Origin of the sequence: Mycobacterium colombiense CECT 3035 (assembly GCF_002105755.1) — a bacterium.
Lineage (GTDB): Bacteria > Actinomycetota > Actinomycetes > Mycobacteriales > Mycobacteriaceae > Mycobacterium > Mycobacterium colombiense.
In genome coordinates this window covers 142,265-166,264 of record NZ_CP020821.1, presented here as the reverse complement: position 1 = coordinate 166,264, position 24,000 = coordinate 142,265, and the positions used below count along the sequence as shown (strand labels likewise).

Sequence of the window (24,000 nt, the reverse complement as noted above, 5' to 3'; positions counted from 1 at the left end):
CAGCCGGTTTAGGTGTGTGCCGGCGCGGGCGCAGCCGGGGCACCCGGTGCCGGGCTGTTCGGCGCGGCCGGCGCCGAGCCACCCTGAACGTTGGAGGTCCACATCAGGACGTCCTGCATCCCGTCGTTGTAGACGACCCCGTTCGGGGGCGCACCGGTGACGTCGAAGTACAGCGTGCCGGTCGCCTCGTTGCCCTGCGCGATCGGCGCCGGGTTGAGCCCGTTCGGGACGCCCACCTTGTCGATCACCCGGTAGTTCTGGCCGTTGGGGCCGCGGGCGATGAAGTCGTTGACCATCGGGGTGACGAGCCCGCCGTCCGACCTGGCGGTGATGTCAGCCTGATACAGCGTCCCCTTCGGCGTGTAGCCCGGGATGGCGACGTTGCTCGGCTGCAGGTTGCTCACCGTGTAGTTGGTGATGAGCGGCCCGTCAACAAGCTGCTCACTGGTGCCGAAGCCCTGAATGTTGGGCGCGGCGGATGCGGGCGTCGCCGCGAAAACGCTTGCCACCGCTATACCCCCGGCAGCGGCAGCTGTCGCAGCGATCCTGGTGACCTTCATTGTTCATTCCTTTCGTATCGAACAATTGCCCCCCGAAGGGCAGACAGATATATGCAGCAAATAGCCATCCGGCCACAGCTTTAAACATTTGTGGCCGCAAAACGCCTATATCGGCCGGTTAGCCAGCGAAATGGGATTGCATTCTTGGACAGCATCTTTGGCACCGGTGGATAACACCTGCACCAATACTCACAGCCGGCCGGCGCGATTACGCGGTGCGCTGGCGGGTAGTCGGTGCGCTGAGGCATTTACACCCGGCAATCGGCGCGGGTGTGGGCGAGCCGAGACCGCCGCAGAAAAAGGGGGGCAGTCAGGTGGAGCGTGGAAACTCCAAGCACGGCGCGCGCGAAGACGACGCGCTCAAGGAGGAATTGGAGGGCACGGTTCGCGGCAATCGTTCCAGCCGCAGCGAGGAGTGGCGCGACCCGGAGCCGCCGGCCGACGACGACCCGGAAGTCCCGACCGCCGGTCCGACACGGCACGAAACGTAAAGCGGTGGCCGCCAAGGCCGGCCGCCCCGACCGGCTCGCCCGGTTTATCAATCACCCGAACAATCCGTAAAGGAATTCGCATGGGCTTTGTGGCGCAACAACAATCCGTCCCCGGCGTGCAGGCGCAGATGGACCCGATTCCGGACTGTGGTGAAAACAGTTACCAAGGCTCGGGAAAACTGCTGGGCAAAAAGGCGATCATCACCGGTGGAGACAGCGGCATCGGCCGCGCGGTCGCGATCGCCTTCGCACGCGAAGGCGCCGACGTCCTGATCGCCTACCTCAACGAGGACGACGACGCGCGCGAGGTCGCCCGCTACGTCACCAATGCCGGCCGCAAATGCGTACTCGTGCCCGGGGATCTGTCCGACCCTGCGCACTGCCGCGCGGTCGTCGACCAGGCGGTGCGGGAACTCGGTGGCGTGGACATTTTGGTGAACAACTCCGCCTATCAGATGATGCACAAAAGCCTCGACGAGATCAGCGACGAGGAGTGGGAGTACACCTTCCGGCTCAACATCGGTGCCTATTTCTACCTCGCGAAGGCGGCCGTGCCGCACATGCGACCCGGCTCGTCGATCATCGGCAGCTCATCGGTCAACTCCGATACACCCAATCCCACCCTGGCGCCTTATGCGGCGACAAAGGCGGCCATCGCCAATTTCTCGGCCAGCCTGGCGCAGTTATTGGGCGACAAGGGAATTCGCGTCAACAGCGTGGCACCCGGGCCGATATGGACGCCGTTGATCCCGTCGACCATGCCGCCGGACAGTGTGGAGTCCTTTGGCGACAACGTGCCGCTGGGGCGCGCCGGCCAACCCGCCGAACTGGCGCCGATCTACGTGCTGTTGGCCTCCGAGGACGCCAGTTACATCTCCGGGGCTCGGGTGGCCGTCACCGGCGGCCGGCCGATTCTCTAACGAAAGTCGTTTTCCCGCAGCACCGCTCACGAGCCCCGGTCCGCACCCACCTCGTCGACGACGGGGGCTGGGCGTTGCGCGGCCATTTCGGCGGCGTCAACTACGTCAGCGGCCCCGGACCCGGCGGTTGTGCTTCTTGATCGCCTCGACCAACTCCGGCTTGCTCATGGTGGACCGGCCCGCGATGTCGAGGCGGCGGGCCAGCTCGAGCAGGTGCTTTTTGCTGGCGTTTGCGTCCACCCCCTCGGCCGACTCCCCGGTCGGCCGCAGGCCACCCCTCTCGGCCCGCTCGTCGGACGGGCCCTTCTCGTCCTTGGCCTCCCAGTGGTCGCCGACCTTTTCGAAGCTGTGCTTGACCGCGGCGTACGCCACCCGGTGGGCGCGCTCCTCGCTGCCGTACTCGTCGGCGGCCGCGTCATGGGCTTTCGCGAACGTGCGTTGGGCCTTCGCACTGGAACGTCGCAGAGTGCTGGGCAATTCGCTCTTCTTCGCGGCGCCGCCTTTCGTCGTCTTCGGCATCGAACCTCCTCGTGTGCCGCAACGGCTGCGGGTAACCGGTCGGTTACCCCGTCGCGGCGCGCACAATCACGGTTCGAACAATGTGCGCCTCGGCCCGGCGGAAATATGTCAATATCGTTGACATGATTCAGGCCGACGATGCGCCGCTGGGTTATCTGCTCTACCGGGTGGGGGCGGTGCTGCGACCGGAAGTTGCCACCGCGCTGGGTCCGCTGGGCCTGACCCTGCCCGAATTCGTTTGCCTGCGCATACTTTCGATCTTCCCGGGCATGTCGAGCGCCGAGCTGTCCCGCCACACCAACGTCACCCCGCAGGCGATGAACACGGTGCTGCGCAAGCTCGAGGAGGTCGGGGCGGTGGCAAGGCCGTCGTCGGTGTCCTCGGGGCGCGCGCTCCCGGCGAACTTGACCGGCCAGGGCCGGGCCCTGCTCAAGCGCGCCGAAGGAGCGGTTCGCGGCGCCGACGCCCGGATCCTGGCCAAGCTCACCGAACCTCAGCAGCGCGAATTCAAAAGGATGCTGGAGAAGCTCGGCTCCGACTAGCCGCGCGGGTCACCGGAGTCGCGTCACCCGGCGGCGTGGATGCGCGCCCACGGCTGGGCTTCTTCGAGCTCATAGGCCAATTCGAGCAGCAGCGCCTCCTGCCCCACGTCGGCCGACAGCATCATGCCCACCGGCATGCCCTGGGCGGACTGGGCCAGCGGCAGCGAGATCGCGGGTTCGCCGGTGACGTTGTGCAGCGGGGTGAACGACACCCAGTCGATCAGCCGGCTGATCACCTGCTGGTAATCGGTGGGCGCCAGGAATCCGATGCGCGGCGTCTCGTCGGCGAGGGTCGGCGTGAGCACCGCGTCGTAGGTGCGGAAGAACCGCGCGGTGCGTCTGCGCGCCCGGCGCAGGCGCACGATGGCCGTGGGAAGGCGGTGCAGGTTGCGGCTGGTGTGCCGGAGCAGGCCCAGGGTCAGGCTGTCCAGCTTGCTGCGATCGAACGTCTCCCCGAACATGTGCCGACCGCCGCGCACCTGGGCCAGCGCCAAAAATCCCCAGTACATGACGAAGTCGTCGACGAAGCTGGCCGCGACCGGGGGCTCGTCGACGTGTTCGACGCGGTGGCCCAGCTCCTCGAGCAGGCCGGCGGACTTCAGCGTCAGCTCCCGCACCTGGGGGCTGCTTTCGCGCTGTATCGACCGGGTCAGCACCGCGATCCGCAGCCGCTGCCGGCCGGGCGCGCTGACGTCCCCGACGGGCGCCAGTTTGGGGTTGCGCCAGATCCGCTCGGCCTCACGGTAGAAGGCCGCGGTGTCGCGCACCGAACGGCTCACCACCCCGTTGGCGACGACGCCGACCGGCATCCGGCGCAGCGTCGCGTCCAGCGGCAGCCGCCCGCGCGAGGGTTTGAGCCCGACCAGCCCATTGCAGGCGGCCGGGATCCGGATCGAACCGCCGCCATCGTTGGCGTGCGCCATGGGCACCACACCCGCGGCGACGAACGCGCCCGACCCCGACGACGACGCGCCGGCGGTGTAGTCGGTGTCCCACGGGTTGCGGACCGGGCCCAGCCGCGGGTGCTCGGCCGACGCGCTGAACCCGAACTCGGACAACTGCGTCTTGCCCACCGAGGTCAGCCCGGTGGCCAGGAACAGCTCGGTGAAGACGCTGTCGGCGACGGCGTTCCAGCTCGTCCACGCGTCGGTGCCGTGCATGGTGGGCTGCCCGGCGACGTCGACGTTGTCCTTGATGAACGTCGGGACGCCGGCGAAGTAACCGCTCGGGGGTTCGGCCGCGGCCGCCCGCGCTTGGTCAAAAGCCGCGTACGCCAACCCGTTCAGCAGTGGGTCGACGGCCTCGGTGCGGGCGATCGCGGCCTCGACCACCTCGGCCCTGCCGACCCGGCCGGATTTCAGCGCGTCGGCCAGGCCGACCGCGTCCAGGTCGCCAAGGGCATCGTCGCCGAACGCATGCACGTGTCGCATGGCACTGACGCTAGCCCGCGGACCCGCGCCACCGGGAGGTTTCCCGGCGGATGCAAGGCCCAGGCGATCGGTGCCGGGCGGTCAGGCGTGACTCAGGCCTGACCCACCTCGAAGCGAACGAACCGCGTCACCGTGACGCCGGCGTCGTCGAGCAGCGCCTTGACCGTCTTCTTGCTGTCGGACACCGACGGCTGCTCGAGTAGCACCGAGTCCTTGAAGAAGCCGTTCAGCCGGCCCTCGACGATCTTGGGCAGGGCCTGCTCCGGCTTGCCCTCCGCCTTGGCGGTCTCCTCGGCGATGCGGCGCTCGCTGGCCACCACGTCCTCGGGCACGTCGTCGCGGGACAGGTAGCGGGCCTTGAGCGCGGCGATCTGCAGCGCGACGGCGTGCGCGGCCTCGGTGTCCGAGCCCTGGTACTCGACCAGCACGCCGACCGCGGGGGGCAGGTCGGCCGCCCGCCGGTGCAGGTAGGTCTCGACGGTGCCGTCGAAGTTGGCGACGCGGCGCAACTCCAACTTCTCGCCGATCTTGGCCGACAGCTCCGCGATGGCCTCCTCGACGGTCTTGTCACCGACGCTGGCGCCCTTGAGCTCGTCGACGTCCTTGGCCTTCGACGACACGGCCGCGGCCACGATCTGGTCGGCCAGCGCCTGGAACTCCGCGTTCTTGGCGACGAAGTCGGTCTCGCTGTTCAGCTCGATCAGCGCGCCGCCCTGGGCCGCGACCAGACCCTCGGCCGTCGCGCGCTCGGCGCGCTTGCCGACGTCCTTGGCACCCTTGATCCGGAGCGCCTCGACGGCCTTGTCGGAGTCGCCGTCGTTCTCGGCCAGCGCGTTCTTGCAGTCGAGCATGCCGGCGCCGGTGAGTTCCCGAAGCCGCTTGACGTCGGCGGCGGTGAAGTTCGCCATATCAGCCTTCCGTGGGTGTTGATTCGGGCGCGCCCGCAGCGGCTTCGGTGGGGGCGGTGGTGGTAGCGGAGGCCAGCAGCTCCTGCTCCCATTCGGCGAGCGGCTCGGCGGCCTCGGCTTCGGGCTTGCCGTCGCCGCGGCCGACTCCGGCGCGGGCCTGCAGGCCCTCGGCGACCGCCGAGGCGATCACCTTGGTCAGCAGCGCGGCCGAACGGATCGCGTCGTCGTTGCCCGGGATCGGGTAGTCGACCTCGTCGGGGTCGCAGTTGGTGTCCAGGATCGCGATGACCGGGATACCGAGCTTGCGGGCCTCGCCGACGGCGATGTGCTCCTTGTTGGTGTCGACGACCCAGATGGCCGACGGCACCTTGGCCATGTCGCGGATACCGCCGAGGCTGCGGTCCAGCTTGTTCTTCTCGCGGGTCAGCATCAAGATTTCCTTCTTGGTGCGGCCCTCGAAGCCACCGGTCTGCTCCATCGCCTCGAGCTCCTTGAGGCGCTGCAGCCGCTTGTGCACGGTTTGGAAGTTGGTGAGCATGCCGCCCAGCCAGCGCTGGTTAACGTACGGCATGCCGACGCGGGTCGCCTCGGCCGCGACCGATTCCTGCGCCTGCTTCTTGGTGCCGACGAACAGCACGCTGCCGCCGTGCGCGACGGTCTCCTTGACGAACTCGTATGCCTGATCGATGAAGGTCAGCGTCTGCTGCAGGTCGATGATGTAGATGCCGTTGCGGTCGGTGAAGATGAACCGCTTCATCTTGGGATTCCAGCGACGGGTCTGGTGCCCGAAGTGGGTGCCGCTGTCGAGCAGCTGTTTCATGGTTACGACGGCCATGGTTGTGCCTTACGTGTGTCGGTTGTCGCCTGGCATCGGGTTGAGGCCGGGCCCTGGCGGCTGCTGCGATGCCGGACCCGTTGTTGGACGGGACCGCCCGGCATGCGATGCGTTCTCCTCGTGGAACCAGAGACGCGATGCAGACGCGCGAAGTCAGCCCGCGAACGAGCTGCGACCAGCAGTTTACACCGACTCAGCAGGTGGTTTTGCCACGCTTCCCCAGCCGGGGCCGTTCGTCCACAAGACCGGCGAAGCCGGGTGGCCGGGGCGGCGGCGGCGCGCTGAACTGCCTGGGTGCGATGGACGGCGCTGCTGTTGTGTGCGGGCCTGGTCAGCGCGGTGCCGGCGGGTGCCGCCGCGGATCGCCTGGACTGGCCGCTGCGCCCGCCGCCTGCCGTCGCCCGGGGATTCGACGCCCCGTCGCCCGACTGGAATCCCGGACACCGGGGCGTGGACCTGGCCGGGGCCGCCGGTCAGCCGGTATACGCCGCGGGCGCCGGGACGGTGGTGTTCGCCGGGGTGCTGGCCGGGCGGCCGGTGGTGTCGCTGGCCCACCCCGGTGGGTTGCACACCAGTTACGAGCCGGTGCGGGCGGCGGTGCGGGCCGGCCAGCGCGTGACGGCCGCGACGGTGCTCGGGGAACTGATGCCCGGGCATGCCGGCTGTCCGGGCGCGGCGTGTCTGCACTGGGGTGCGATGTGGGGCCCGGCGTCGGGCGCCCGCTATGTCGATCCGCTGGGCCTGCTGAGCTCCACGCCGGTGCGGCTCAAGCCGTTGAACCGCTGAGCGGCTTCAGGCCCTCGGGTGGGCCTGGTCGTGCACCGCGCGCAACCGGGACACCGCGACGTGGGTGTAGAGCTGGGTGGTGGCCAGGCTCGAATGCCCGAGCAGCTCCTGGACAACGCGCAGGTCGGCACCGCCTTCGAGCAGGTGCGTGGCCGCGCTGTGCCGCAGGCCGTGCGGCCCCATGTCGGGCGCGCCGTCCACCGCGGCGACGGTCTGATGCACCACCGTGCGCGCCTGGCGGACGTCGAGCCGGCGGCCCCGCGGGCCCAGCAGCAGCGCCGGGCCCGACTGGGCGTTGGCCAGGGCCGGGCGCCCGTCGGCCAGCCACGCGTCGAGCGCCTCGGCGGCGGGCCGGCCGAACGGCGCGCTGCGCTGCTTGTTGCCCTTGCCGAGGACTCTGACGAGCCGGTGATGGGTGTCGACGTCGTCGATGTCCAGGCCGCACAGCTCGCTGACCCGGATCCCGGTGGCGTACAACATCTCGACGATCAGCCGGTCCCGCAGCGCCAGCGGATCACCTTGCTGCGCACCGGATTTGGCGGCGGCCATGGCGTCGGCGGCCTGGTCCCGGCGCAGCACCGACGGCAGCGTGCGGTGCGCCTTGGGAACCTGCAGCCGCACGGCCGGGTCGGTGCTCAGCAGGCCGCGCCGCACGGCCCAGGCGGTGAAGGCCTTGACCGCCGAGGTACGCCGGGCCAGCGTCGTGCGGGCGACGCCCGACGCGGCCGCCGCGGACAGCCACGAGCGCAGCAGCGGCAGGCTCAGCCCGTCCAGGCCGGCGCCACGGTCCCCGAGGAAGGCGAACAGCGAGCGCAGGTCGCCGAGGTAGGCCCGACGGGTGTGCGCGGAACGGCCGCACTGCAGGTCCAGGTATTCGTCGAACTCGTCGAGGATCGCCTGCACTCCCCCACGGTCGCAGGCGCGGCCCTCGGCGTTCTAGTCGACGCGCCGAAGCGTGTCCGGGGTGAGATCTTTGAGCGTCGGGTAGCCGTCGACGGCCATGATGAGGTCGGCTTCGGCCAGGATCGAGCGCAGCACGTGCACGATGCCGTCGGTGCCGCCGAGCGCCAGGCCGTAGGCGTAGGGGCGGCCGATGCCGACGGCCGTGGCGCCCAGCGCGAGCGCCTTGACGACGTCCGCGCCGCTGCGGATCCCCGAGTCGAACAGCACCGGCAGCCCGTCGGCCGCCTCGACGACGGCGGGCAGGCACGCCAGGGCGGGCAGGCCGCCGTTGGCCTGGCGGCCGCCGTGGGTGGAGCAGTAGATGCCGTCCACGCCGCCGTCCCGGACGCGCCGCGCGTCGTCGGGATGGCAGATGCCCTTGATGATCAGCGGCAGCTCCGTCAGCGAGCGCAGCCACGGCAGGTCGTCCCAGGTCAACGGATTTCCGAAGGTCGTCACCCACTGCAGCACGGCGCCCTGCGGATCCTCTTCCGGCGGGCGTTGCAATTGGGCGCGAAAGACCGGATCGCTGGTGTAGTTGCTCAGGCAGAGCCCGCGCAGCTGGGGAAAGTTCGCCGTGCTGAGGTCGCGCGGGCGCCACCCGGGGATCCACGTGTCGAGGGTGACGACGATGCCCCGGTAGCCGGCGGCTTCGGCCCGCTGGACGAGGCTGGCGGCCAGGTCGCGGTCCTTCGGCGTGTAGAGCTGGAAGAAGCCGGGGGTGTCACCGAACTGGGCGGCGACGTCTTCCATCGGGTCGGCGGTCAGCGTGGAGACGACCATCGGGACGCCGGTGGCCGCGGCCGCCCGCGCGGTGGCCAGGTCGCCGTGGCCGTCCTGGGCGCAGATGCCGATGACCCCGATCGGCGCCATGAACACCGGCGACGGCAGGCTCAGGCCGAACATCTCCACCGACAGGTCGCGGTCGGCGGCGCCGACGAACATGCGCGGTATCAGGCCCCAGCGGTCGAACGCCTCGCGGTTGGCCCGCTGGGTGCGTTCGTCACCGGCGCCACCGGTGACGTAGGACCACACCGACGGCGACATGGCCCGCTCGGCGCGCGCCTCCAGCTCGGCGAAGGCCATCGGCAGCGCGGGAGCCACCCCGCCCAGGCCCTTGAAGTAGATCTCGTTCTGGTAGTCGCCGAATGCCATGGAAAAGACAATGCCAGGCGGCCGTCAGCCTGACGAGCCGGCCGACTCCGCCTGCGCCAGTTCTTTCTTCCACTGCCGGAAGGTCTCTTCGGTGCGGCCGCGGCGCCAGTACCCCGAGATCGACGACGCCCATTTGGCGTCGACGCCGCGCTCCTTGCGGATGTAGGGCCGCAGGTTGTGCATGACGGCCTGGGCCTCGCCGTGGATGAAGACGTGCACCTGTCCGGGCAGCCAGGGCGCGCTGGTGACGGCCTCGATCAGCGGCGCGTGGTCGCCGGCGCGGTCTTCGGGAACCAGGTCGGCGCGGCCGCCGCGGTAGACCCAGTGCACCTCGACGCCCTCGGGCGCGGTCAGCGGGATCTCGTCCTCTGGGTCCGCGACCTCGATGAACGCCTTGCCGACCGCGCTGGAGGGCAGCGCTTCGAGCGCCGCGGCGATGGCGGGCAGCGCCGATTCGTCACCGGCCAGCAGGTGCCAGTCGGCGGCGGGGTCGGGCGTGTACGCGCCGCCGGGGCCCATCAGGTAGATCGACTGGCCGGGTTGGGCCGTGGACGCCCACTGACCCGCGATACCGTGCTCGCCGTGCACCACGACGTCCAGCGTGATGCGGCGTTTCTCGATGTCGACGCGGCGGACCGTGAGGGTCCGCACCGAGGGCTTTTTCTCCGGGGGGAGGTCGGCGAAGCTGTCGAGGGTCAGCGGCTCGGGCAGGGCGGCCACGTCCACGTCGTCGGCGACGAACACCAGCTTGACGTAGGAATCGGTGAACTTGCTGGGCACGAAGGCGTCAAAATCCTTGCCGCCGAGCACTATCCGCATCATGTGCGGTGTGAGTTGTTCGGTACCGACAACTTCGAAGCATTGCAGTGGTCGACCTGCCACGTGTCCTCCTGTCCAAACCCCGACCCCCGGTCGACTATACGAGTCGCGGCGTTGACGCAGCTTGGGCCGCAGCACCCCGGACCAGCCGCCACCGCCCGTCCTGACGCTGCACCAGTCCGGCCAGTTCGAGCATCGCCAGCGGCCCGAGCGCCAGCTCGGGCACCATTCCCGATGCGACAGCGATCTCGTCGACGGTGGCCGCGCCGCGGCCCGGCAAGGCCTCGTAGACCCGGCGCTCGGCGTCGCTGAGGCCGTCGAGAGGCGTCGCGGGGTGCGGCTCGTCGTGGGCCAGTTCGCCGATGCGGCCGACGAGTTCGACGACGTGGTCGGCCCGGGTGACCAGTTCGGCGCCGTTGCGCAGCAGGGCGTGGCAGCCCGCCGACGCCGACGATGTGACGGGCCCGGGCACCGCGGCCACCACCCGCCCCAATGCGCGCGCCCAGGCCGCGGTGTTGGCCGCGCCGCTGCGCAGCCCGGCTTCGACCACGACGGCGGCCCCCGCGACGGCGGCCACCAGGCGGTTGCGGGTCAGGAACCGGTGGCGGGCGGGGCGGATGCCGGGCGCGTACTCGGTGAAGACCAGCCCGTGCTGGCCGATCCGGTGCAGCAGCGCGGTGTGACCGCTCGGGTAGGGAACGTCGAGCCCACCGGCCAGGACGGCCACGGTGACGCCGTCGCAGTCCAGCACCGCGCGGTGTGCCGCGCCGTCGATGCCGTACGCGCCGCCCGAGACGACCGCGACGTCGCGCTGCGCCAGCCCGGCCGCCAGGTCGCCGGCGACGTGTTCGCCATAGGTGGTCGACGCGCGCGTCCCGACCACGGCGGCCGCGCGGTGCGCGACCTCGTCGAGCCGCACGGGTCCCTGTGCCCACACAGCCATCGGCGCAACCATCGGCGCGCCCCCGGGTCGCGGTGCGGCACCGCGGAAGGCGGCGAACGCCAGCAGCGGCCACTCGTCGTCATTCGGGGTGATCAACCTCCCGCCACGGCGGGCGAGCATCTCGAGATCGGCTGCAGCGCAGTCGATCTCGCGGCGTGCCTCGGTGCGCCGGGCCAGGTCGTCGTCGACCACTCCGCGGCGGACGCGCTCGGCGGCCTCGACCGGGCCGACGTGGCGCACCAGGGCGGCCAGCTCGGCGCAGGGCGGCTCGGCCACCCGGGACAGATAGGCCCACGCGCGCAGCGCGGGATCGTCGAGCGCCGTCGTCATCGGCGCGCCCCCGGCTTCAAGAATCCGCCAAGGATCCTTGCAGCCCCGCGCGCGAACGTGGTGTCGTCAGCCGCCCGCCGCACGCCGGCCCGCAAGGAACGGAACGAACCATGATCCTCGACCCGCCGATGGTGTACCGCGTGTCCGAGCGCCCGAAGAACCCCTGGGCCGTCGCGGCGTTCGCGCTCAGCCTGGTCAGCTGGATCGGCTTTCCCATCCCCATCATCAGCATCGGCCTGGCCTGCATCGGGTTGCGCGAGATGGAACAGCGCGGTGAAAGCGGCCGCGCCCTGGCCCAATTCGCCCGCGCGTTCGCGATCCTGGTGACCGCCGCAATCGCGGTGCGGGGCGGGCACACCGATTGGCTGAGCATGGCGCGCTGGTAGCGCGTCCGGCCGGTGGACCGCGGCGCTCATCGCTGCGTCCCGGGCTGACGGAAGCTGAGTGCGGCGGCGACTTCGTCGGTCCCGGGCGTGGTGCGCCCGGCCAGGTCGGCCAGGCTCCACGCGACCCGCAACGTGCGGTCCAGTCCGCGGATGCTGAGCAGCCCGCCGTCCAGCGCCCGTTGCAGCGGCTGCATCGCGGCGTTGCTGGGACGGAACTTTCGGCGCAAGAGGGTTCCGCTGACCTCGCCGTTGGTGTGGAATCCGTGCGGTGACCAGCGTTCGGTGGCGGCCGCGCGGGCCTGCGCCACCCGGTGTCGGACCTGCTCCGTCGATTCACCGGCTCGGCCCGCGAACGCCCCGGCCTTGACCTGATGCATCTGCACGCGCAGGTCCACGCGGTCCAGCAGCGGCCCGGACAGCTTGCCCAGGTAGCGGCGCTTGGCCGACGCCGCGCACATGCAGTCCTGCGGGTCGGCCGGCGCGCACGGGCACAGGTTGGCGGCCAGCACCAGCTGGAACCGGGCGGGATAGCAGGCCACCCCGTCGCGCCGGGCGAGCCGAATCTCGCCGTCCTCCAAGGGCGTTCGTAGGGCTTCGAGCGCGCTGACCCGGATCTCGGCGCACTCGTCGAGGAAGAGCACCCCGCGATGGGCGCGGCTGACGGCGCCCGGGCGGGCCATTCCCGATCCCCCGCCCACCAGCGCGGCGACGCTGGAGCTGTGGTGTGGCGCCACGAACGGCGGCCTGGTGATCAACGGTGTGTCACCCGACAACAATCCGGCCACGGAGTGGATCGCGGTGACTTCCAAAGACTCCTCATCCGTCAATGGCGGCAGCAGCCCCGGAAGGCGTTGCGCGAGCATCGTTTTGCCGACACCCGGCGGGCCGGTGAGCATCAGGTGGTGCGCCCCGGCGGCGGCCACCTCCACCGCGAAGCGCGCCTGCGTCTGCCCGACCACGTCGACCAGATCCGCCGCGGGTTCCCCGTCCGTCGGCCTCGCGTCGATCCTGCCGTCCAGAGCGCCCGAGCCGCTGAGCCACTTCTGCAGCTGCCGCAGGGTGCGCACGCCCCACACGTCGATGCCGTCGACCAGGCTGGCCTCGGCGAGGTTGTCCACCGGGACCACCACGCCCGGCCAGCCGTCGCGCTTGGCGGCCAGCACCGCCGGCAGCACCCCGCGCACCGGCCGCACCCGGCCGTCCAGCGACAACTCGCCCAGCAGCACCGTTTTTTCCAGCCGGTCCCACGGGTTCCTGCGCTGCGCCGACAACACCGCGGCGGCCAGGGCGATGTCGTAGACCGACCCCATCTTGGGCAGCGTCGCCGGCGACAGCGCCAGGGTCAGCCGCGCCTGGGGCCACTCGTTGCCGCAGTTGGCGACCGCCGCCCGGACCCGGTCGCGCGACTCCTGCAGGGCCGCGTCGGGCAGGCCCACCAGGTGCACGCCAGGCAGCCCAGAGGTGATGTCGGCTTCGATCTCCACGATCTGCCCGTCGACGCCGCGCACCGCGACGGAGAACGCGCGTCCCAGCGCCATCAGCCGATCCCTCGCAGGTGGGTGATCTCGGGGGTGCGGCGGCGCCCGACCCGCACGCCGATCACGTCGATGCGGATCGCCGCGCAGCGCTGGTCCTGGCCGGCCAGCCACAGGCCGGCCAGCCTGCGCAACCGGAGCACCTTGCGCGGGGTGACGGCGTAGGCCAGCCCCCCGTATCCGTCCCCGGTGCGGGTCTTCACCTCGACGAACACCACCGTCGACGTGGCGTCGTCGCGGGCGATGATGTCGAGTTCGCCGTAGCGGCAGCGCCAGTTGCGCGCCACGATCCGGAAGCCCATCCGCATCAGGTGGTCCGCGGCCAGCGCCTCGCCCATCGCCCCCAGCTGGATCCGGGTCATCGTCGTTTCGGTCGTCATGGGGGTCACCGTGCCCGATCCCCCCGACGGGCGGGGCCGGCATCGCGACCCGCGGCCCGCGGAACGGCCGGTTATCCCCAGTGCGGCGCCCATCCACAGTCGCCGCCAATCGGCGAGCGGCGATCGCAAGCGCGGCGTAGCCGGGCGCCACGGGTCGCCGCCAATCGGGCTAGGTGATCCGGTCCGCCCGGGTGTAGATGTTCATCGAGTCCTCCCGCAAGAACGCCACCAGCGTGATGCCGGACTCCTCGGCCAGCGATACCGCCAGCGACGACGGCGCGGACACCGCCGCCAGCACCGGGATGCCGGCCATCACGGCCTTCTGTGTCAGCTCGAACGATGCCCGCCCGCTGACCAGCAACACCGAGACCTGCAACGGTATCCGCTCGTGCTCGGTCGCCCAGCCGATCACCTTGTCGACCGCGTTGTGTCGCCCGACGTCCTCGCGGACCACCAGCATTGTGCCGTCCACCCCGAACAAAGCGGCGGCGTGCAGGCCACCGGTGCTGTCGAAAACCTTTTGCGCCGAACGCAATTGGTCGGGCATCGCCTTGAGGGTCTCCGCCGCCACGGTCGCGCGGTCGGCACCCGGCGCGAACCGGCTGGTCAGTCGCACCGCGTCCAGCGACGCCTTGCCGCAGACCCCGCACGACGAGGTGGTGTAGAAGTTGCGGGTGACGTCGAGGCCGGGTTTCTCCACCCCGGGCGCCAGCGTCACGTCCAGCACGTTGTAGGTGTTGGCGCCCTCGTCGTCGCGCCCGGCGCAATAGCGGATGCTGTGCACGTCGTCACGGCCCGCGATGACGCCTTCGGTGAGCAGAAAGCCTTGGGCGAGTTCGAAATCCGATCCCGGAGTCCGCATCGTCACGGTGACGGCCGCGCCGTCGACCCGGATCTCCAGCGGCTCCTCGACGACCAGGGTCTCCGCTCGGGTGACCGCCTCCTCTGCGGTCAGATGCGTGACCCGCCGGCGCGACGTTACGTGCCCCACTAGGCGATTTCACCGCCAGAACGCTGGAACCCCACCGGATCAAACTACCCGGCATGCGGCCGCCGGGAACAACACCGCTCTCACGTCCCCGCGGCCAGCGCTTCCAGCGTCTCGGCCGACGAGTGCAGCGGCCGCCAGCCCAGCTGGGTCTTGGCCTTGGTGGTGTCCATCACCATCGACGTCCGCGCGGTGTGCAGCCACTCGAGCATGGACGGCACCAGCGGCACCCGCGAGATCGCCGCGGAGGCCGCCGTGGCGGCGACCGCGGGGACCCGCACCGGGCGTCCGCCCAGCGCCCTGGCCACGTCGCCCACCGTTACGACCCCGTCGCCGGCGATGTTGTACGCACCCGGCGGGGCCGGGGCGGTGGCCGCCAGCGCGATCGCTGCCGCGACGTCGTCGTGGTGAACCAGTTGCAGCGGGAAGCCCGGATCCGGCACCACCGGCTTCAGCGCCGGGACGGCTTTGACCACGGCCCGCATCGGGCCGGGCAGCTGATTCCACGGCATTGCGTCGGCCAGCGCGGTGGCTTTGGGCCCGGCGACCACGCACGGCCGCAACACGAACACCTCGAGCGCCGAGTCCTTGGTGATCTCGGCGAGCAGCGCCTCGGACGCCGCGTTCTGCGCCGAGTAGTAGTGCTCCTCGGATCCCCGGGCCGGCACGTCCTCGGTCAGCGGGGTGGGGTTGTCGGAGTGGTAGCCGTACGCCGCCACCGACGAGGTGTAGACCAGGCGGCGGGGCCGCTCGGCGGCCACCGTCGCCTCGAACACGTTGCGGGAACCTTCCAGATTCACCCGGGCGCTCTCGTCACGCGAACCCATGATCATGAAGGCCAGGTGGATCACCACGTCGGCCTGCGCGACCAGGGCGTCGACGGCCTCGCGGTCCAGGATGTCGCCCTGCTGATAGGTGGTCTTCAGCCAGCCGCGCGACGGCGGGTCGAACGGACGGCGAGCCATCCCGATGATCGCGTCGACGGCGGGTTCGCGTTCCAGCGCCGTCACCGCGGAGAGGCCGATCTCGCCGGTCGGCCCGGTCACCGCGACGGTCACTCCCATCAGAACGTCCTTCCCTACCGCTGCCTGCCGAAACCCGGGCGTGCGGAACCTCACCGAGCCCCCGGGCGCGCGCGATCGGCGCGTGGTAGAACCATCTTTCCAGCGTCTCGCGGTTCGTGAGCGGCTGGAGTGCGCGCCTACCGCTTTCTCAGCGGTAGCTTGGCGGTCGACGGTGACCAACAAGATGCCCGCGGATTGGCCGCAACCAGACGAAACCGGGTGTAAGGCTGGTCTCGGCAACCGATAATTTACGGCGATCGAAAGCGGTCCGACACCGCAGAGAACGCACCGCAGAAAACGAGGCCCAGCATGGCGGACGAATCGAGGACCGGCGCGGACGCGTCCGTGAATGGCGGGGAGAAGGCCGACCCCGGGACGGTTTTCGCCGCGCTCGCCGAGATCATCTATCAGGGCTCCGACGCCAACCAGATGTATGCCGCCATCTGCATCGCCGCCACCTTGACCGTCCGCGGCTGCGACCACGCCAGCCTGTTGGTGCGCGAGAACGACAAATACGTCACCGTCGGCGCCAGTGACCGGCTGGCGCAGGCAATCGACGAGCTCGAACGGCGTGCCGGCGACGGCCCGTGTATCGACGCGATCGAGGAAGAGACACCCCAGATAGACCCGGACCTGACCACGCCGTCGCTGTGGCCGAAGCTGGCGGCCGTCCTGGTCGCCGAGACACCGGTGCGCGGCGCGATGGGGTTCCGGCTGCTGGTCGACAAACGCAAAGGCGCTGCGCTGAATCTGTTCAGCGACACACCGAACATGTTCGACGCCGAATCCGCGGGGCGGGCGGCGGTGCTGGCCGCGTTCGCCAGCGTCGCGATCAACGCCGTCAACAAGGGCGAGGACGCGGCGAGCCTGCGGCGCGGGCTGCTGAGCAACCGTGAGATCGGCAAGGCCGTCGGCATGCTGATGATGCTGCACGACATGAACGAGGAACACGCCTTCGACCTGTTGCGGCGCCACTCCCAGGCGCTGAACATCAAGCTCGCCGACGTCGCCCGGGAGGTCATCGAGCAGCGTGGCCAGCTGCCGGTGCCCGGCGACAACCCGCTTCCGCCGAACGCGTAGCGGCTACTCGGGCAGCCGCAGCTCGGGCTTCTCGACCTCTTCGATGTTGACGTCCTTGAAGGTGACCACGCGCACCTGCTTGACGAACCGCGCCGGCCGGTACATGTCCCACACCCAGGCGTCGGACAGCCGCAGCTCGAAGTAGACCTCGCCGTCGGCGTTGCGCGGCGTCATCTCCACGCTGTTGGCCAGGTAGAAGCGCCGTTCGGTCTCCACGACGTAGCTGAACTGGCCGACGATGTCCTTGTATTCGCGGTACAGCGAGAGCTCCATCTCGGTTTCATACTTTTCGAGATCTTCTGCACTCATCTGCCACTCATCCGCTCAGACGTCCTTCTCCCACATAGTGTCCCCGGGACCCTGGCCCCATCTTTCCTCACCGATATCCGTCGCGCTCCATCGGTGGGTCCGGTTGGCAGTCGGCCACCACCCGTTCGCCCGACCCGTTGGCCACCCGCCGCACGTTGATGAACGAATAACGATGCTCGGGGCAGGGGCCCAGCCGCGCCAGCGCCGTGCTGTGCGCGGGCGTGCTGTAGCCCTTGTGCAGGGCGAAGCCGTAGCCGGGATGGTCGGCCTCCATCGCGACCATCAGCCGGTCGCGGCTGACCTTCGCCAGCACGCTGGCCGCCGCGATGCACGCCGCGACCGCGTCGCCGCCGATCACCGGGAGCGACGGGACGGCCAGCCCGGGCACCCGGAAGCCGTCGCTCAGCACGTAGCCGGGCCGCACCGACAGCCCGGCGACGGCGCGGCGCATCCCTTCGATGTTGGCGACGTGCACGCCGCGCCGATCCACCTCGGCCGGCGGGATGAACACCACGTGGTAGGCCAGCGCGTAGCGGCGGATGAGTGGGAACAGCTTCTCCCGGGCGGCCTCCGTGAGCTTCTTGGAATCATCAAGCGCTGCAAGGCTTTCCATTCGTCCGGGGCCGAGCACGCAGGCCGCCACCACCAGCGGTCCGGCGCAGGCGCCGCGACCCACCTCGTCGACGCCCGCCACCGGGCCCAACCCGCTGCGGTACAGCGCCGACTCCAGGGTGCGCAACCCCGACGACTTCCGGATCACCGTCCGCGGCGGCCACGTCGTGGCCATGGCTACCGATTCTGCTGCGGGTTCACCGATCCCACGCCGCCCCATCGGGACGGCGGCCACACGATGAACCTGGCTTTTCCGATCACGTTGGACACCGGCACGGTTCCCGACGTCGGGTCGCCGGTGCACAGCACACCCTTGAGGGCCTCGGCCGGCACGCTGGTGCAGTGGGCCCGCGAATCCGCCGAGTGCGTCCGGTTGTCGCCCATCACCCACAGCCGTCCGGCCGGGACGTGAACCGGCCCGAACTCGCTGCCCAGGCAGGGGTACACCGACGGGTCGGCGGCCATCGTGGTGCGATCCAGGTACGGTTCCTTCAGCGGCTTGCCGTCGACCGTCAACCCGGTGTCGGCGCGGCATTGCACCGTCTGCCCGCCCACCGCGATGACGCGTTTGACCAGGTCGTTCTCGTCCGGCGGCACGAAGCCGACGAAGGACAGCGCGTTCTGCACCCAGCGCAGCACGGTGTTGTTGGACCGGATCGACTTGTAGCCCAGGTTCCACGGCGGCGGGCCTTTGAAGACGATGACGTCACCGGGACTCGGCGCGCTGAAGCGGTAGCTGACCTTGTCGACCATGATCCGGTCGCCCACGCAGCCGGTGCACCCGTGCAGCGTGGGCTCCATGGATTCCGACGGGATCAGGTAGGGCCGCGCCACGAACGTCAGCATCACGTAGTAGAGGACGACGGCGATCACCGCCAAGAGCGCGAATTCGCGCAGCGTCGAACGCTTGGGCTCCTCCGGTTCGCCCTCGCCGGGCGCCTTCGCCGCAGGCCCCGGCTCGGGGATCGATCCGGCGGCCGTCGCGGCCTCGTCGGGGGGCGTCTCCGGGGCGCGGGTAGAGACCTTCGGATCTGACTCGCCGGCGTGGGGCTCGGGCTTCGATGAATCCGCGGTATCGGTCACGAGATCAGCGTAGCCAGCGCACGTGGGGGCCGCCTAAACCGGCGCACCGCAGAAACGGTGGGACGAATCAGCAGCGCCGCCAAGGCGTCCCGGCTCAGCGCTTCTCCTTGATCTTGGCCTTCTTGCCACGCAGTTCACGCAGGTAGTACAGCTTCGCGCGGCGGACGTCACCGCGGGTCACCACCTCGATGTGGTCGATGTTGGGCGAGTGCACCGGGAAGGTCCGCTCGACGCCCACGCCGTAGCTCTCCTTGCGCACGGTGAAGGTCTCGCGGATGCCGCCGCCCTGGCGACGGATCACCACGCCCTTGAACACCTGGATGCGCTCCTTGGCGCCCTCGATGACCTTGACGTGCACGTTGATGGTGTCGCCCGGGCCGAACACCGGGATATCGTCGCGCAGCGACGCCTGATCGACGAAGTCCAGCCGGTTCATGCGAGACACTTCCTTGAGGTCGCGGCCGACGGCAGCTACCCACACGCAGGTGTGAGGCCGTCGCCCAGCCGATGGTTTTGGCTTTCTGGCGTATCTCGCAGCGGGCGGAAAACGGCCCAACCGGCCTGCAACCGCTGGAGACAACTGGTCAATTGTGCCAGACGGGGCGCGTGCTGCGAAAATCACAGCGAGTCGGCGGTTCACAACGCGCCAAACGCGCTGGTAAATGGTACATATGACTGGGGTCAGAACGCGCTACCCGCGCGGCAGCGTGATGGCCGGTGCAGGTGGCGCGACGGACCCGCTGTTGCACTGTGTCGAGGTCACGCCTGAGGAGTCGAATTGCGGGTCCGTCCGCTGACGCTGTTCACCGCCACCGCGGCGGTGACGTTGGTGGTTGCCGCCGGTTCCGAGGCGCTGGTGCAGGCGAAGGTGTACAGCCTGCCGGTCACCGCTCCCGTCCGGGTCATCTCCGCGCCGCCCACCTCGACTACCCCGCAGCCGACCGCGCTGATGCTCGAAGCGGCCACGCCCCCGCAGCCGGCCCAGGCGCTACCGGGCCCGGGATTCGGCCAGTTGCAGGCCCGCGTGCAGCAGGCCGCCGACGAGGCCGCCGGCAACGGCGCCGCCCTGTCGGTGGCCATCCTCGATCGCAGCACCCATCAGCTGGTCTCCAACGGCAACAGCCAGGTCGTCGGCACCGCGTCGGTGGCCAAGCTGTTCATCGCCGACGATCTGCTGCTGCACGAGTCCGAGGGCAAGACGCCGCTGAGCGCCGATGACCGCCAGGCCCTGGACATCATGCTGCAGTCATCCGACGACGGCGCGGCCGAGAGGTTCTGGGGACAGGGCGGTGGGGCCGCGATCATCACGGAGGTCGCGTCTCGCTACGGCCTGTCCTCCACCACCCCGCCCAGCGATGGGCGGTGGTGGAACACCATGAGCTCGGTGACCGACCTGATCCGCTACTACGAGATGCTGCTGGACGGCTCGGGCGGCCTACCGGCCGATGACGCCAAGATCATCGTCAACGACCTGGCGCAGTCCACCCCCAACGGGCTCGACGGCTACCCGCAGCGGTTCGGCATCCCGGACGGTCTGTACGCCGAGCCGGTCGCGGTCAAGCAGGGCTGGATGTGCTGCATCGGCAGCGACTGGATGCACCTGTCCACCGGCGTGATCGGGGCCGACCACCGCTACATCATGGTGGTCCAGTCCCTGCAGCCCGCCGACGACGCCACCGCCCGCGACACCATCACCCGCGCGGTGAAGACGATCTTTCCCGAGGGCCGCATCGACGCGCCCCGACACGGGCTCTAAGGAGTCCGATCGTCGTCCGGCTCGACCCGACGGCCGGGCTCGAGCAGTTCGGGCCGGCGTTCGCGGGTGCGCTGCAGCGAGATCTCCCGGCGCCACGCGGCGATCCGCGCGTGGTCGCCCGACAGCAGCACCTCGGGGACCTCGAGTCCGCGCCAGCTCGGCGGCCGGGTGTAGCTGGGCCCCTCCAGGCGCCGGTCCAGCGCCGGCGAGTGCGAATCCTCGCGGTGCGACGCGGGATTGCCGAGCACGCCGTCGAGCAGCCGCAACACGGCCTCGATCATCACCACGGCCGCCGACTCGCCGCCGGGCAGCACGTAGTCGCCGATCGAGACCTCCTCGACCCGCATCCGCCGCGCGGCGTCGTCGATGACCCGCTGGTCGATGCCCTCGTAGCGGCCGCACGCGAACACCAGGTGGGACTCGGCGCTCCAGCGCGCTGCCGTCGCCTGCGTGAACAACCGGCCTGCGGGGGTGGGGACGACCAAAAGTGTTTCCTCGGAAGCGATTTCATCCAGCGCCTCACCCCACACCGGCGCCTTCATCACCATCCCGGGGCCGCCGCCGTAGGGGGAATCGTCGACCGATCGGTGCACGTCATGCGTCCAGCGCCGCAGGTCGTGCACCGCCAGATCGACAAGGCCGGACTGAATCGCCTTGCCCGGCAACGATTGCCGCAGCGGGTCCAGATAGGACGGAAAGATCGTGACGACGTCGATTCTCATATCGGAGGCCTACAGGTCCAACAGGCCTTCGGGCGGATCGATGTCGACGGTGCCGTCGTCCAGCGACACCGAGGTGACGATCGCGGACACGAACGGCACCAACACTTCCCGCTTCTCGTCGCCCGCATCCTGCCGTACCGCCAGCAGTTCACCGGCGGCGGTGTGCAACACCTCGGCCACGACACCGACCTGCTCGCCGGCGATGGTGCGCACGCGCAGGCCTTCGAGCTGATGGTCGTAGTAGGTGTCCGCCTCGTCGATGGCGGGCAAGGCCTCCGAATCGACCACGAACAGGGTGCCGCGCAGCGCGTCGGCGGCGTCCCGATCCGTGACGCCGGCCAGCCGCACCAGCAGCCGTCCGCCGTGTTCGCGCGCGCTCTCGACGGTGAGCTCACGCTCCCAGCCGGCACGCGAATGCTTGGCGCGCAACGCGTTTCCCGGCGCAAACCGGGCATCGGGGTCGTCGGTGCGAACCTCGACGACCACCTCGCCGGTGATGCCGTGGGCTTTCACCACGCGCCCGACGGTCAACTCCAAGGGAGTTCCATGAGCAGCGCCGGCCTACTGGTCGGTGTCCACCACGTCGACGCGGATGCCGCGACCGCCGATGCCGGCGACCAGGGTGCGCAGTGCGGTCGCGGTGCGACCCCCGCGGCCGATCACCTTGCCCAGGTCGTCGGGATGGACGTGAACCTCGACCGTCCGCCCGCGGCGGCTGGTCACCATGTCGACCCGGACGTCATCGGGATTGTCGACGATCCCGCGGACCAGGTGCTCAACAGCGTCAACGACAACCGTACTCATCGCCGCGGTCAGCTCTCGGTGGTCGGCTCGGCCTGCTCGCCGCCCTGGGCGGGCGCCTCGGCCTGCGCGGCGGTCTCGGCGGGAACCTCGGCGGCGGCCTCGGCCGGAGTCTCGGCGGCCTCGTCCGCGCCCTTGGCGGCCTTCTTGGCCGGGGTCTTCTTCTTCGGCTTCGCGGCCTCGGTGGTCGGTCCGCCGTCGGCGTCGGCCAGCGCGGCGTTGAACAGCTCCAGCTTGCTGGGCTTGGCGGGGGCGACCTTCAGGCGGCCCTCGGCGCCGGGCAGGCCCTTGAACTTCTGCCAGTCGCCGGTGATCTGCAGCAGCTTGCGGACCGGCTCGGTGGGCTGAGCCCCGACGGACAGCCAGTACTGCGCGCGCTCGGAGTCGATCTCGATCAGGCTCGGCTCTTCCTTCGGGTGATACCGGCCGATGACCTCGATGGAGCGGCCGTCGCGCCGGGTGCGTGCGTCGGCGACGGCGATGCGGTACTGGGGATTGCGGATCTTGCCAAGCCGGGTGAGCTTGATCTTGACAGCCATGGTTGAGCGCTCCTGTGTGTGTCACGCTGCAATTCAGCGATCGGGGCGGGATGCCCGGATCCGGTTTTGCCTCGCGTGTGTGACCGGTCGGCGATGCGTGATCGCTCGGCGGACAGCCGCCCATTGTGCCAGAACAGGCGCGATGAGCAGAAATCGCGCGACCCGCGGCCGGACCCCGGGGTCACATCACTTTCTGGAAGACCTTGGTCTCGGCCCGCCGGCTCATGCGCCAGCCGTCGGGCGTGCGCACGAACTCGTCGTCGTACCAGAGTCCGCAGAACAGCGCTTTTTCCTCGTCGCCGTCCTTGGTGCCACCGAGCACCATCGGGTTGAAGCAGATCACCCGTGACGAGGCCGTGTCGCCGTCGATCTGGACCGAGAAGTTACCCAGCATGTGTGCGTACACCGGGAAGTTGGGCAGTACCTCGGCCAGCCACTTCTTGACCTCCGGGTATTGACCCTCGATGCCGCCTAACGCCGTGTAATCGATGTAGGCATCCGGCGTGAAGACGTCGTCCAGGTCGTCGAATCGCCGGTTGTCGATGGCGGTGGAGTAATCCACCAGAAGCTGCTGGATCTCGAGCCGATCCGAGATCTCTTCCAGGCTCAACATGCATCGGACAGTACTGAAGATCCGCCTCGGACAGGGGCGGAAGTTAGACTTTGCGGCCATGCGGAAGCTCACGGCCCTGGGGTTCAGGATGGCCGCCACCCTGTTCGCCCTCGGTACCTGCACCGCCACCGTCGCGATGTCCACCGCGTGGGCCGACAACAGCCAACCGGTCGGCTCGCTCCCCATTCCCGACGGGCCGGCGCAAACCTGGATCGTCGCCGACCTGGACAGCGGTCAGGTGTTGGCCGGCCGCGACCAGAACGTGCCGCACCCGCCGGCGAGCACCATCAAGACCCTGTTGGCCCAGGTGGTGCTGGACTCGGTGAGCCTGGACTCCACGGTGGTCGCCGACGTCGCCGACACCCAGGTGGAGTGCAACTGCGTCGGGGTCAAAGCGGGCCGCACCTACACCGCCCGCCAACTGCTCGACGGCCTGCTGCTGGTCTCGGGCAACGACGCGGCAAACACGCTGGCGCACATGCTCGGCGGCCCCGACGTCACCGTGGCCAAGATGAACGCCAAGGCGGCCTCGCTCGGCGCCACCAACACGCATGCCGCGACCCCGTCCGGCCTGGACGGCCCCGGGGGGTCGGGCGCGTCCACGGCCCATGACCTGGCGGTCATCTTCCGCGCGGCGATGGCCAACCCGGTGTTCGCGCAGATCACCGCCGAGCCGTCGGCGATGTTCCCCGGCGATAACGGCGATCACCCGATCACCAACCAGGACGAGCTGTTGCAGCGCTATCCCGGCGCCATCGGCGGCAAGACCGGGTTCACCAACGCCGCCCGCAAGACCTTCGTCGGGGCCGCAGCGCGCGGCGGCCGCCGGCTGGTGATCGCCATGATGTACGGGCTGATCAAAGAGGGCGGACCGACGTATTGGGATCAGGCGGCGACGCTGTTCGACTGGGGATTCGCGCAGAGCCCGCAGTCCAGCATCGGCTCGCTGTAA

General features: G+C 69.9%; 30 protein-coding genes. 8 read left to right on the top strand and 22 right to left on the bottom strand.

Going from position 1 to position 24,000, the window contains the following annotated elements; all coding sequences use genetic code 11:
• Positions 1–8: 8 nt before the first annotated feature.
• On the bottom strand, positions 9–560 hold the full coding sequence (locus B9D87_RS00845) for an MPT63 family protein (RefSeq protein ID WP_007775298.1): 552 nt from the start codon (positions 558–560) through the stop codon (positions 9–11).
• A 314-nt stretch (positions 561–874) separates the two neighbouring features.
• Here B9D87_RS00845 and B9D87_RS26935 point away from each other — a divergent pair, with 314 nt between their 5' ends.
• Together B9D87_RS26935 and B9D87_RS00840 are read left to right on the top strand one after the other, a co-directional pair.
• Positions 875–1,051 (top strand): hypothetical protein, encoded by a 177-nt coding sequence (locus B9D87_RS26935; protein WP_007775300.1) that lies wholly within the window; start codon positions 875–877, stop codon positions 1,049–1,051.
• An 80-nt stretch (positions 1,052–1,131) separates the two neighbouring features.
• Positions 1,132–1,971 carry an SDR family oxidoreductase gene (locus B9D87_RS00840; RefSeq protein ID WP_007775301.1) on the top strand — a complete coding sequence of 280 codons (840 nt, stop codon included), beginning with the start codon at positions 1,132–1,134 and terminating at the stop codon, positions 1,969–1,971.
• Between the two features lie 105 nt (positions 1,972–2,076).
• Here B9D87_RS00840 and B9D87_RS00835 read toward each other — a convergent pair whose 3' ends face one another.
• Positions 2,077–2,490 carry a ChaB family protein gene (locus B9D87_RS00835; RefSeq protein WP_007775302.1) on the bottom strand — a complete coding sequence of 138 codons (414 nt, stop codon included), beginning with the start codon at positions 2,488–2,490 and terminating at the stop codon, positions 2,077–2,079.
• 122 nt (positions 2,491–2,612) lie between these two features.
• Between B9D87_RS00835 and B9D87_RS00830 the strand changes: the two genes are divergently transcribed.
• Positions 2,613–3,032: a MarR family winged helix-turn-helix transcriptional regulator gene (locus B9D87_RS00830; RefSeq protein WP_007775303.1), complete on the top strand. Its 420-nt coding sequence runs from the start codon at positions 2,613–2,615 to the stop codon at positions 3,030–3,032.
• Between the two features lie 23 nt (positions 3,033–3,055).
• Here B9D87_RS00830 and B9D87_RS00825 read toward each other — a convergent pair whose 3' ends face one another.
• The 3 genes from B9D87_RS00825 to rpsB form a co-directional block, all read right to left on the bottom strand.
• Positions 3,056–4,462: an amidase gene (locus tag B9D87_RS00825; protein WP_007775304.1), complete on the bottom strand. Its 1,407-nt coding sequence runs from the start codon at positions 4,460–4,462 to the stop codon at positions 3,056–3,058.
• 92 nt (positions 4,463–4,554) lie between these two features.
• Positions 4,555–5,370 carry a translation elongation factor Ts gene (tsf, locus tag B9D87_RS00820; RefSeq protein ID WP_007775305.1) on the bottom strand — a complete coding sequence of 272 codons (816 nt, stop codon included), beginning with the start codon at positions 5,368–5,370 and terminating at the stop codon, positions 4,555–4,557.
• Position 5,371: 1 nt separating this feature from the next.
• Positions 5,372–6,205, bottom strand: a complete 834-nt coding sequence (rpsB, locus tag B9D87_RS00815; RefSeq protein ID WP_007775306.1) for a 30S ribosomal protein S2 — start codon at positions 6,203–6,205, stop codon at positions 5,372–5,374.
• 294 nt (positions 6,206–6,499) lie between these two features.
• On the opposite strand from rpsB, the gene B9D87_RS00805 reads away from it, so the two are divergent.
• On the top strand, positions 6,500–6,991 hold the full coding sequence (locus tag B9D87_RS00805) for a M23 family metallopeptidase (protein ID WP_007775308.1): 492 nt from the start codon (positions 6,500–6,502) through the stop codon (positions 6,989–6,991).
• Between the two features lie 6 nt (positions 6,992–6,997).
• Here the strand turns inward: B9D87_RS00805 and B9D87_RS00800 are convergent, their stop codons facing one another.
• Genes B9D87_RS00800 through dprA form a run of 4 tightly spaced genes read right to left on the bottom strand, consistent with a single transcriptional unit; the run spans position 6,998 to position 11,180 of the window.
• Positions 6,998–7,894, bottom strand: coding sequence for a tyrosine recombinase XerC (locus tag B9D87_RS00800; RefSeq protein ID WP_007775311.1), 897 nt, complete (start codon positions 7,892–7,894; stop codon positions 6,998–7,000).
• Between the two features lie 33 nt (positions 7,895–7,927).
• Positions 7,928–9,088 (bottom strand): lactate 2-monooxygenase, encoded by a 1,161-nt coding sequence (locus tag B9D87_RS00795; protein WP_007775312.1) that lies wholly within the window; start codon positions 9,086–9,088, stop codon positions 7,928–7,930.
• 24 nt (positions 9,089–9,112) lie between these two features.
• Entirely contained in the window at positions 9,113–9,970 is an 858-nt protein-coding gene (locus B9D87_RS00790; RefSeq protein ID WP_007775314.1) for a siderophore-interacting protein, read from the bottom strand.
• A 34-nt stretch (positions 9,971–10,004) separates the two neighbouring features.
• Complete coding sequence (dprA, locus tag B9D87_RS00785; protein ID WP_007775315.1) at positions 10,005–11,180, bottom strand: DNA-processing protein DprA; 1,176 nt, start codon at positions 11,178–11,180, stop codon at positions 10,005–10,007.
• Positions 11,181–11,290: 110 nt separating this feature from the next.
• Between dprA and B9D87_RS00780 the strand changes: the two genes are divergently transcribed.
• Positions 11,291–11,566 carry a DUF4190 domain-containing protein gene (locus tag B9D87_RS00780; RefSeq protein WP_007775318.1) on the top strand — a complete coding sequence of 92 codons (276 nt, stop codon included), beginning with the start codon at positions 11,291–11,293 and terminating at the stop codon, positions 11,564–11,566.
• Positions 11,567–11,592: 26 nt separating this feature from the next.
• On the opposite strand, the gene B9D87_RS00775 is transcribed toward B9D87_RS00780, so the two are convergent.
• The 4 genes from B9D87_RS00775 to B9D87_RS00760 form a co-directional block, all read right to left on the bottom strand.
• Positions 11,593–13,104, bottom strand: a complete 1,512-nt coding sequence (locus tag B9D87_RS00775; protein WP_007775320.1) for a YifB family Mg chelatase-like AAA ATPase — start codon at positions 13,102–13,104, stop codon at positions 11,593–11,595.
• The gene (locus B9D87_RS00770) at positions 13,104–13,481 is read right to left on the bottom strand and encodes a YraN family protein (RefSeq protein WP_007775322.1); all 378 of its coding nucleotides are present in this window, start codon (positions 13,479–13,481) and stop codon (positions 13,104–13,106) included. Before B9D87_RS00770 ends, B9D87_RS00775 begins: the two co-directional genes overlap by 1 nt.
• 169 nt (positions 13,482–13,650) lie before the next feature.
• Positions 13,651–14,472, bottom strand: coding sequence for a formate dehydrogenase accessory sulfurtransferase FdhD (gene fdhD, locus B9D87_RS00765; protein WP_007775330.1), 822 nt, complete (start codon positions 14,470–14,472; stop codon positions 13,651–13,653).
• A gap of 80 nt (positions 14,473–14,552) precedes the next feature.
• On the bottom strand, positions 14,553–15,533 hold the full coding sequence (locus B9D87_RS00760) for an NAD-dependent epimerase/dehydratase family protein (RefSeq protein ID WP_007775333.1): 981 nt from the start codon (positions 15,531–15,533) through the stop codon (positions 14,553–14,555).
• Between the two features lie 309 nt (positions 15,534–15,842).
• Here B9D87_RS00760 and B9D87_RS00755 point away from each other — a divergent pair, with 309 nt between their 5' ends.
• Positions 15,843–16,613, top strand: a complete 771-nt coding sequence (locus B9D87_RS00755; protein ID WP_007775335.1) for a GAF and ANTAR domain-containing protein — start codon at positions 15,843–15,845, stop codon at positions 16,611–16,613.
• Between the two features lie 3 nt (positions 16,614–16,616).
• Here the strand turns inward: B9D87_RS00755 and B9D87_RS00750 are convergent, their stop codons facing one another.
• From B9D87_RS00750 to rplS, 4 genes are all read right to left on the bottom strand, one after another.
• Positions 16,617–16,922, bottom strand: coding sequence for a DUF2469 domain-containing protein (locus tag B9D87_RS00750; protein ID WP_003875077.1), 306 nt, complete (start codon positions 16,920–16,922; stop codon positions 16,617–16,619).
• A 67-nt stretch (positions 16,923–16,989) separates the two neighbouring features.
• Positions 16,990–17,709 (bottom strand): ribonuclease HII, encoded by a 720-nt coding sequence (locus tag B9D87_RS00745; protein ID WP_007775350.1) that lies wholly within the window; start codon positions 17,707–17,709, stop codon positions 16,990–16,992.
• 2 nt (positions 17,710–17,711) lie between these two features.
• Positions 17,712–18,617, bottom strand: a complete 906-nt coding sequence (gene lepB / locus B9D87_RS00740) for a signal peptidase I (RefSeq protein ID WP_007775351.1) — start codon at positions 18,615–18,617, stop codon at positions 17,712–17,714.
• Positions 18,618–18,711: 94 nt separating this feature from the next.
• Complete coding sequence (gene rplS, locus B9D87_RS00735; protein ID WP_007775353.1) at positions 18,712–19,053, bottom strand: 50S ribosomal protein L19; 342 nt, start codon at positions 19,051–19,053, stop codon at positions 18,712–18,714.
• A gap of 342 nt (positions 19,054–19,395) precedes the next feature.
• Between rplS and B9D87_RS00730 the strand changes: the two genes are divergently transcribed.
• On the top strand, positions 19,396–20,373 hold the full coding sequence (locus tag B9D87_RS00730; RefSeq protein WP_007775360.1) for a serine hydrolase: 978 nt from the start codon (positions 19,396–19,398) through the stop codon (positions 20,371–20,373).
• On the opposite strand, the gene trmD is transcribed toward B9D87_RS00730, so the two are convergent.
• From trmD to B9D87_RS00705, 5 genes are all read right to left on the bottom strand, one after another.
• The gene (gene trmD / locus B9D87_RS00725; RefSeq protein ID WP_007775361.1) at positions 20,370–21,095 is read right to left on the bottom strand and encodes a tRNA (guanosine(37)-N1)-methyltransferase TrmD; all 726 of its coding nucleotides are present in this window, start codon (positions 21,093–21,095) and stop codon (positions 20,370–20,372) included. The two genes, B9D87_RS00730 and trmD, sit on opposite strands and share 4 nt — an antisense overlap.
• A gap of 9 nt (positions 21,096–21,104) precedes the next feature.
• A complete protein-coding gene (rimM, locus tag B9D87_RS00720; RefSeq protein ID WP_007775362.1) occupies positions 21,105–21,632 on the bottom strand; it encodes a ribosome maturation factor RimM in 528 nt (175 codons plus the stop codon).
• Positions 21,633–21,656: 24 nt separating this feature from the next.
• Complete coding sequence (locus tag B9D87_RS00715; protein WP_003878715.1) at positions 21,657–21,899, bottom strand: RNA-binding protein; 243 nt, start codon at positions 21,897–21,899, stop codon at positions 21,657–21,659.
• Between the two features lie 8 nt (positions 21,900–21,907).
• Positions 21,908–22,435 carry a 30S ribosomal protein S16 gene (rpsP, locus tag B9D87_RS00710; RefSeq protein ID WP_007775371.1) on the bottom strand — a complete coding sequence of 176 codons (528 nt, stop codon included), beginning with the start codon at positions 22,433–22,435 and terminating at the stop codon, positions 21,908–21,910.
• Between the two features lie 181 nt (positions 22,436–22,616).
• Positions 22,617–23,048 carry a nuclear transport factor 2 family protein gene (locus B9D87_RS00705; protein ID WP_007775374.1) on the bottom strand — a complete coding sequence of 144 codons (432 nt, stop codon included), beginning with the start codon at positions 23,046–23,048 and terminating at the stop codon, positions 22,617–22,619.
• A 58-nt stretch (positions 23,049–23,106) separates the two neighbouring features.
• Here B9D87_RS00705 and B9D87_RS00700 point away from each other — a divergent pair, with 58 nt between their 5' ends.
• Complete coding sequence (locus tag B9D87_RS00700; protein WP_007775375.1) at positions 23,107–24,000, top strand: D-alanyl-D-alanine carboxypeptidase family protein; 894 nt, start codon at positions 23,107–23,109, stop codon at positions 23,998–24,000.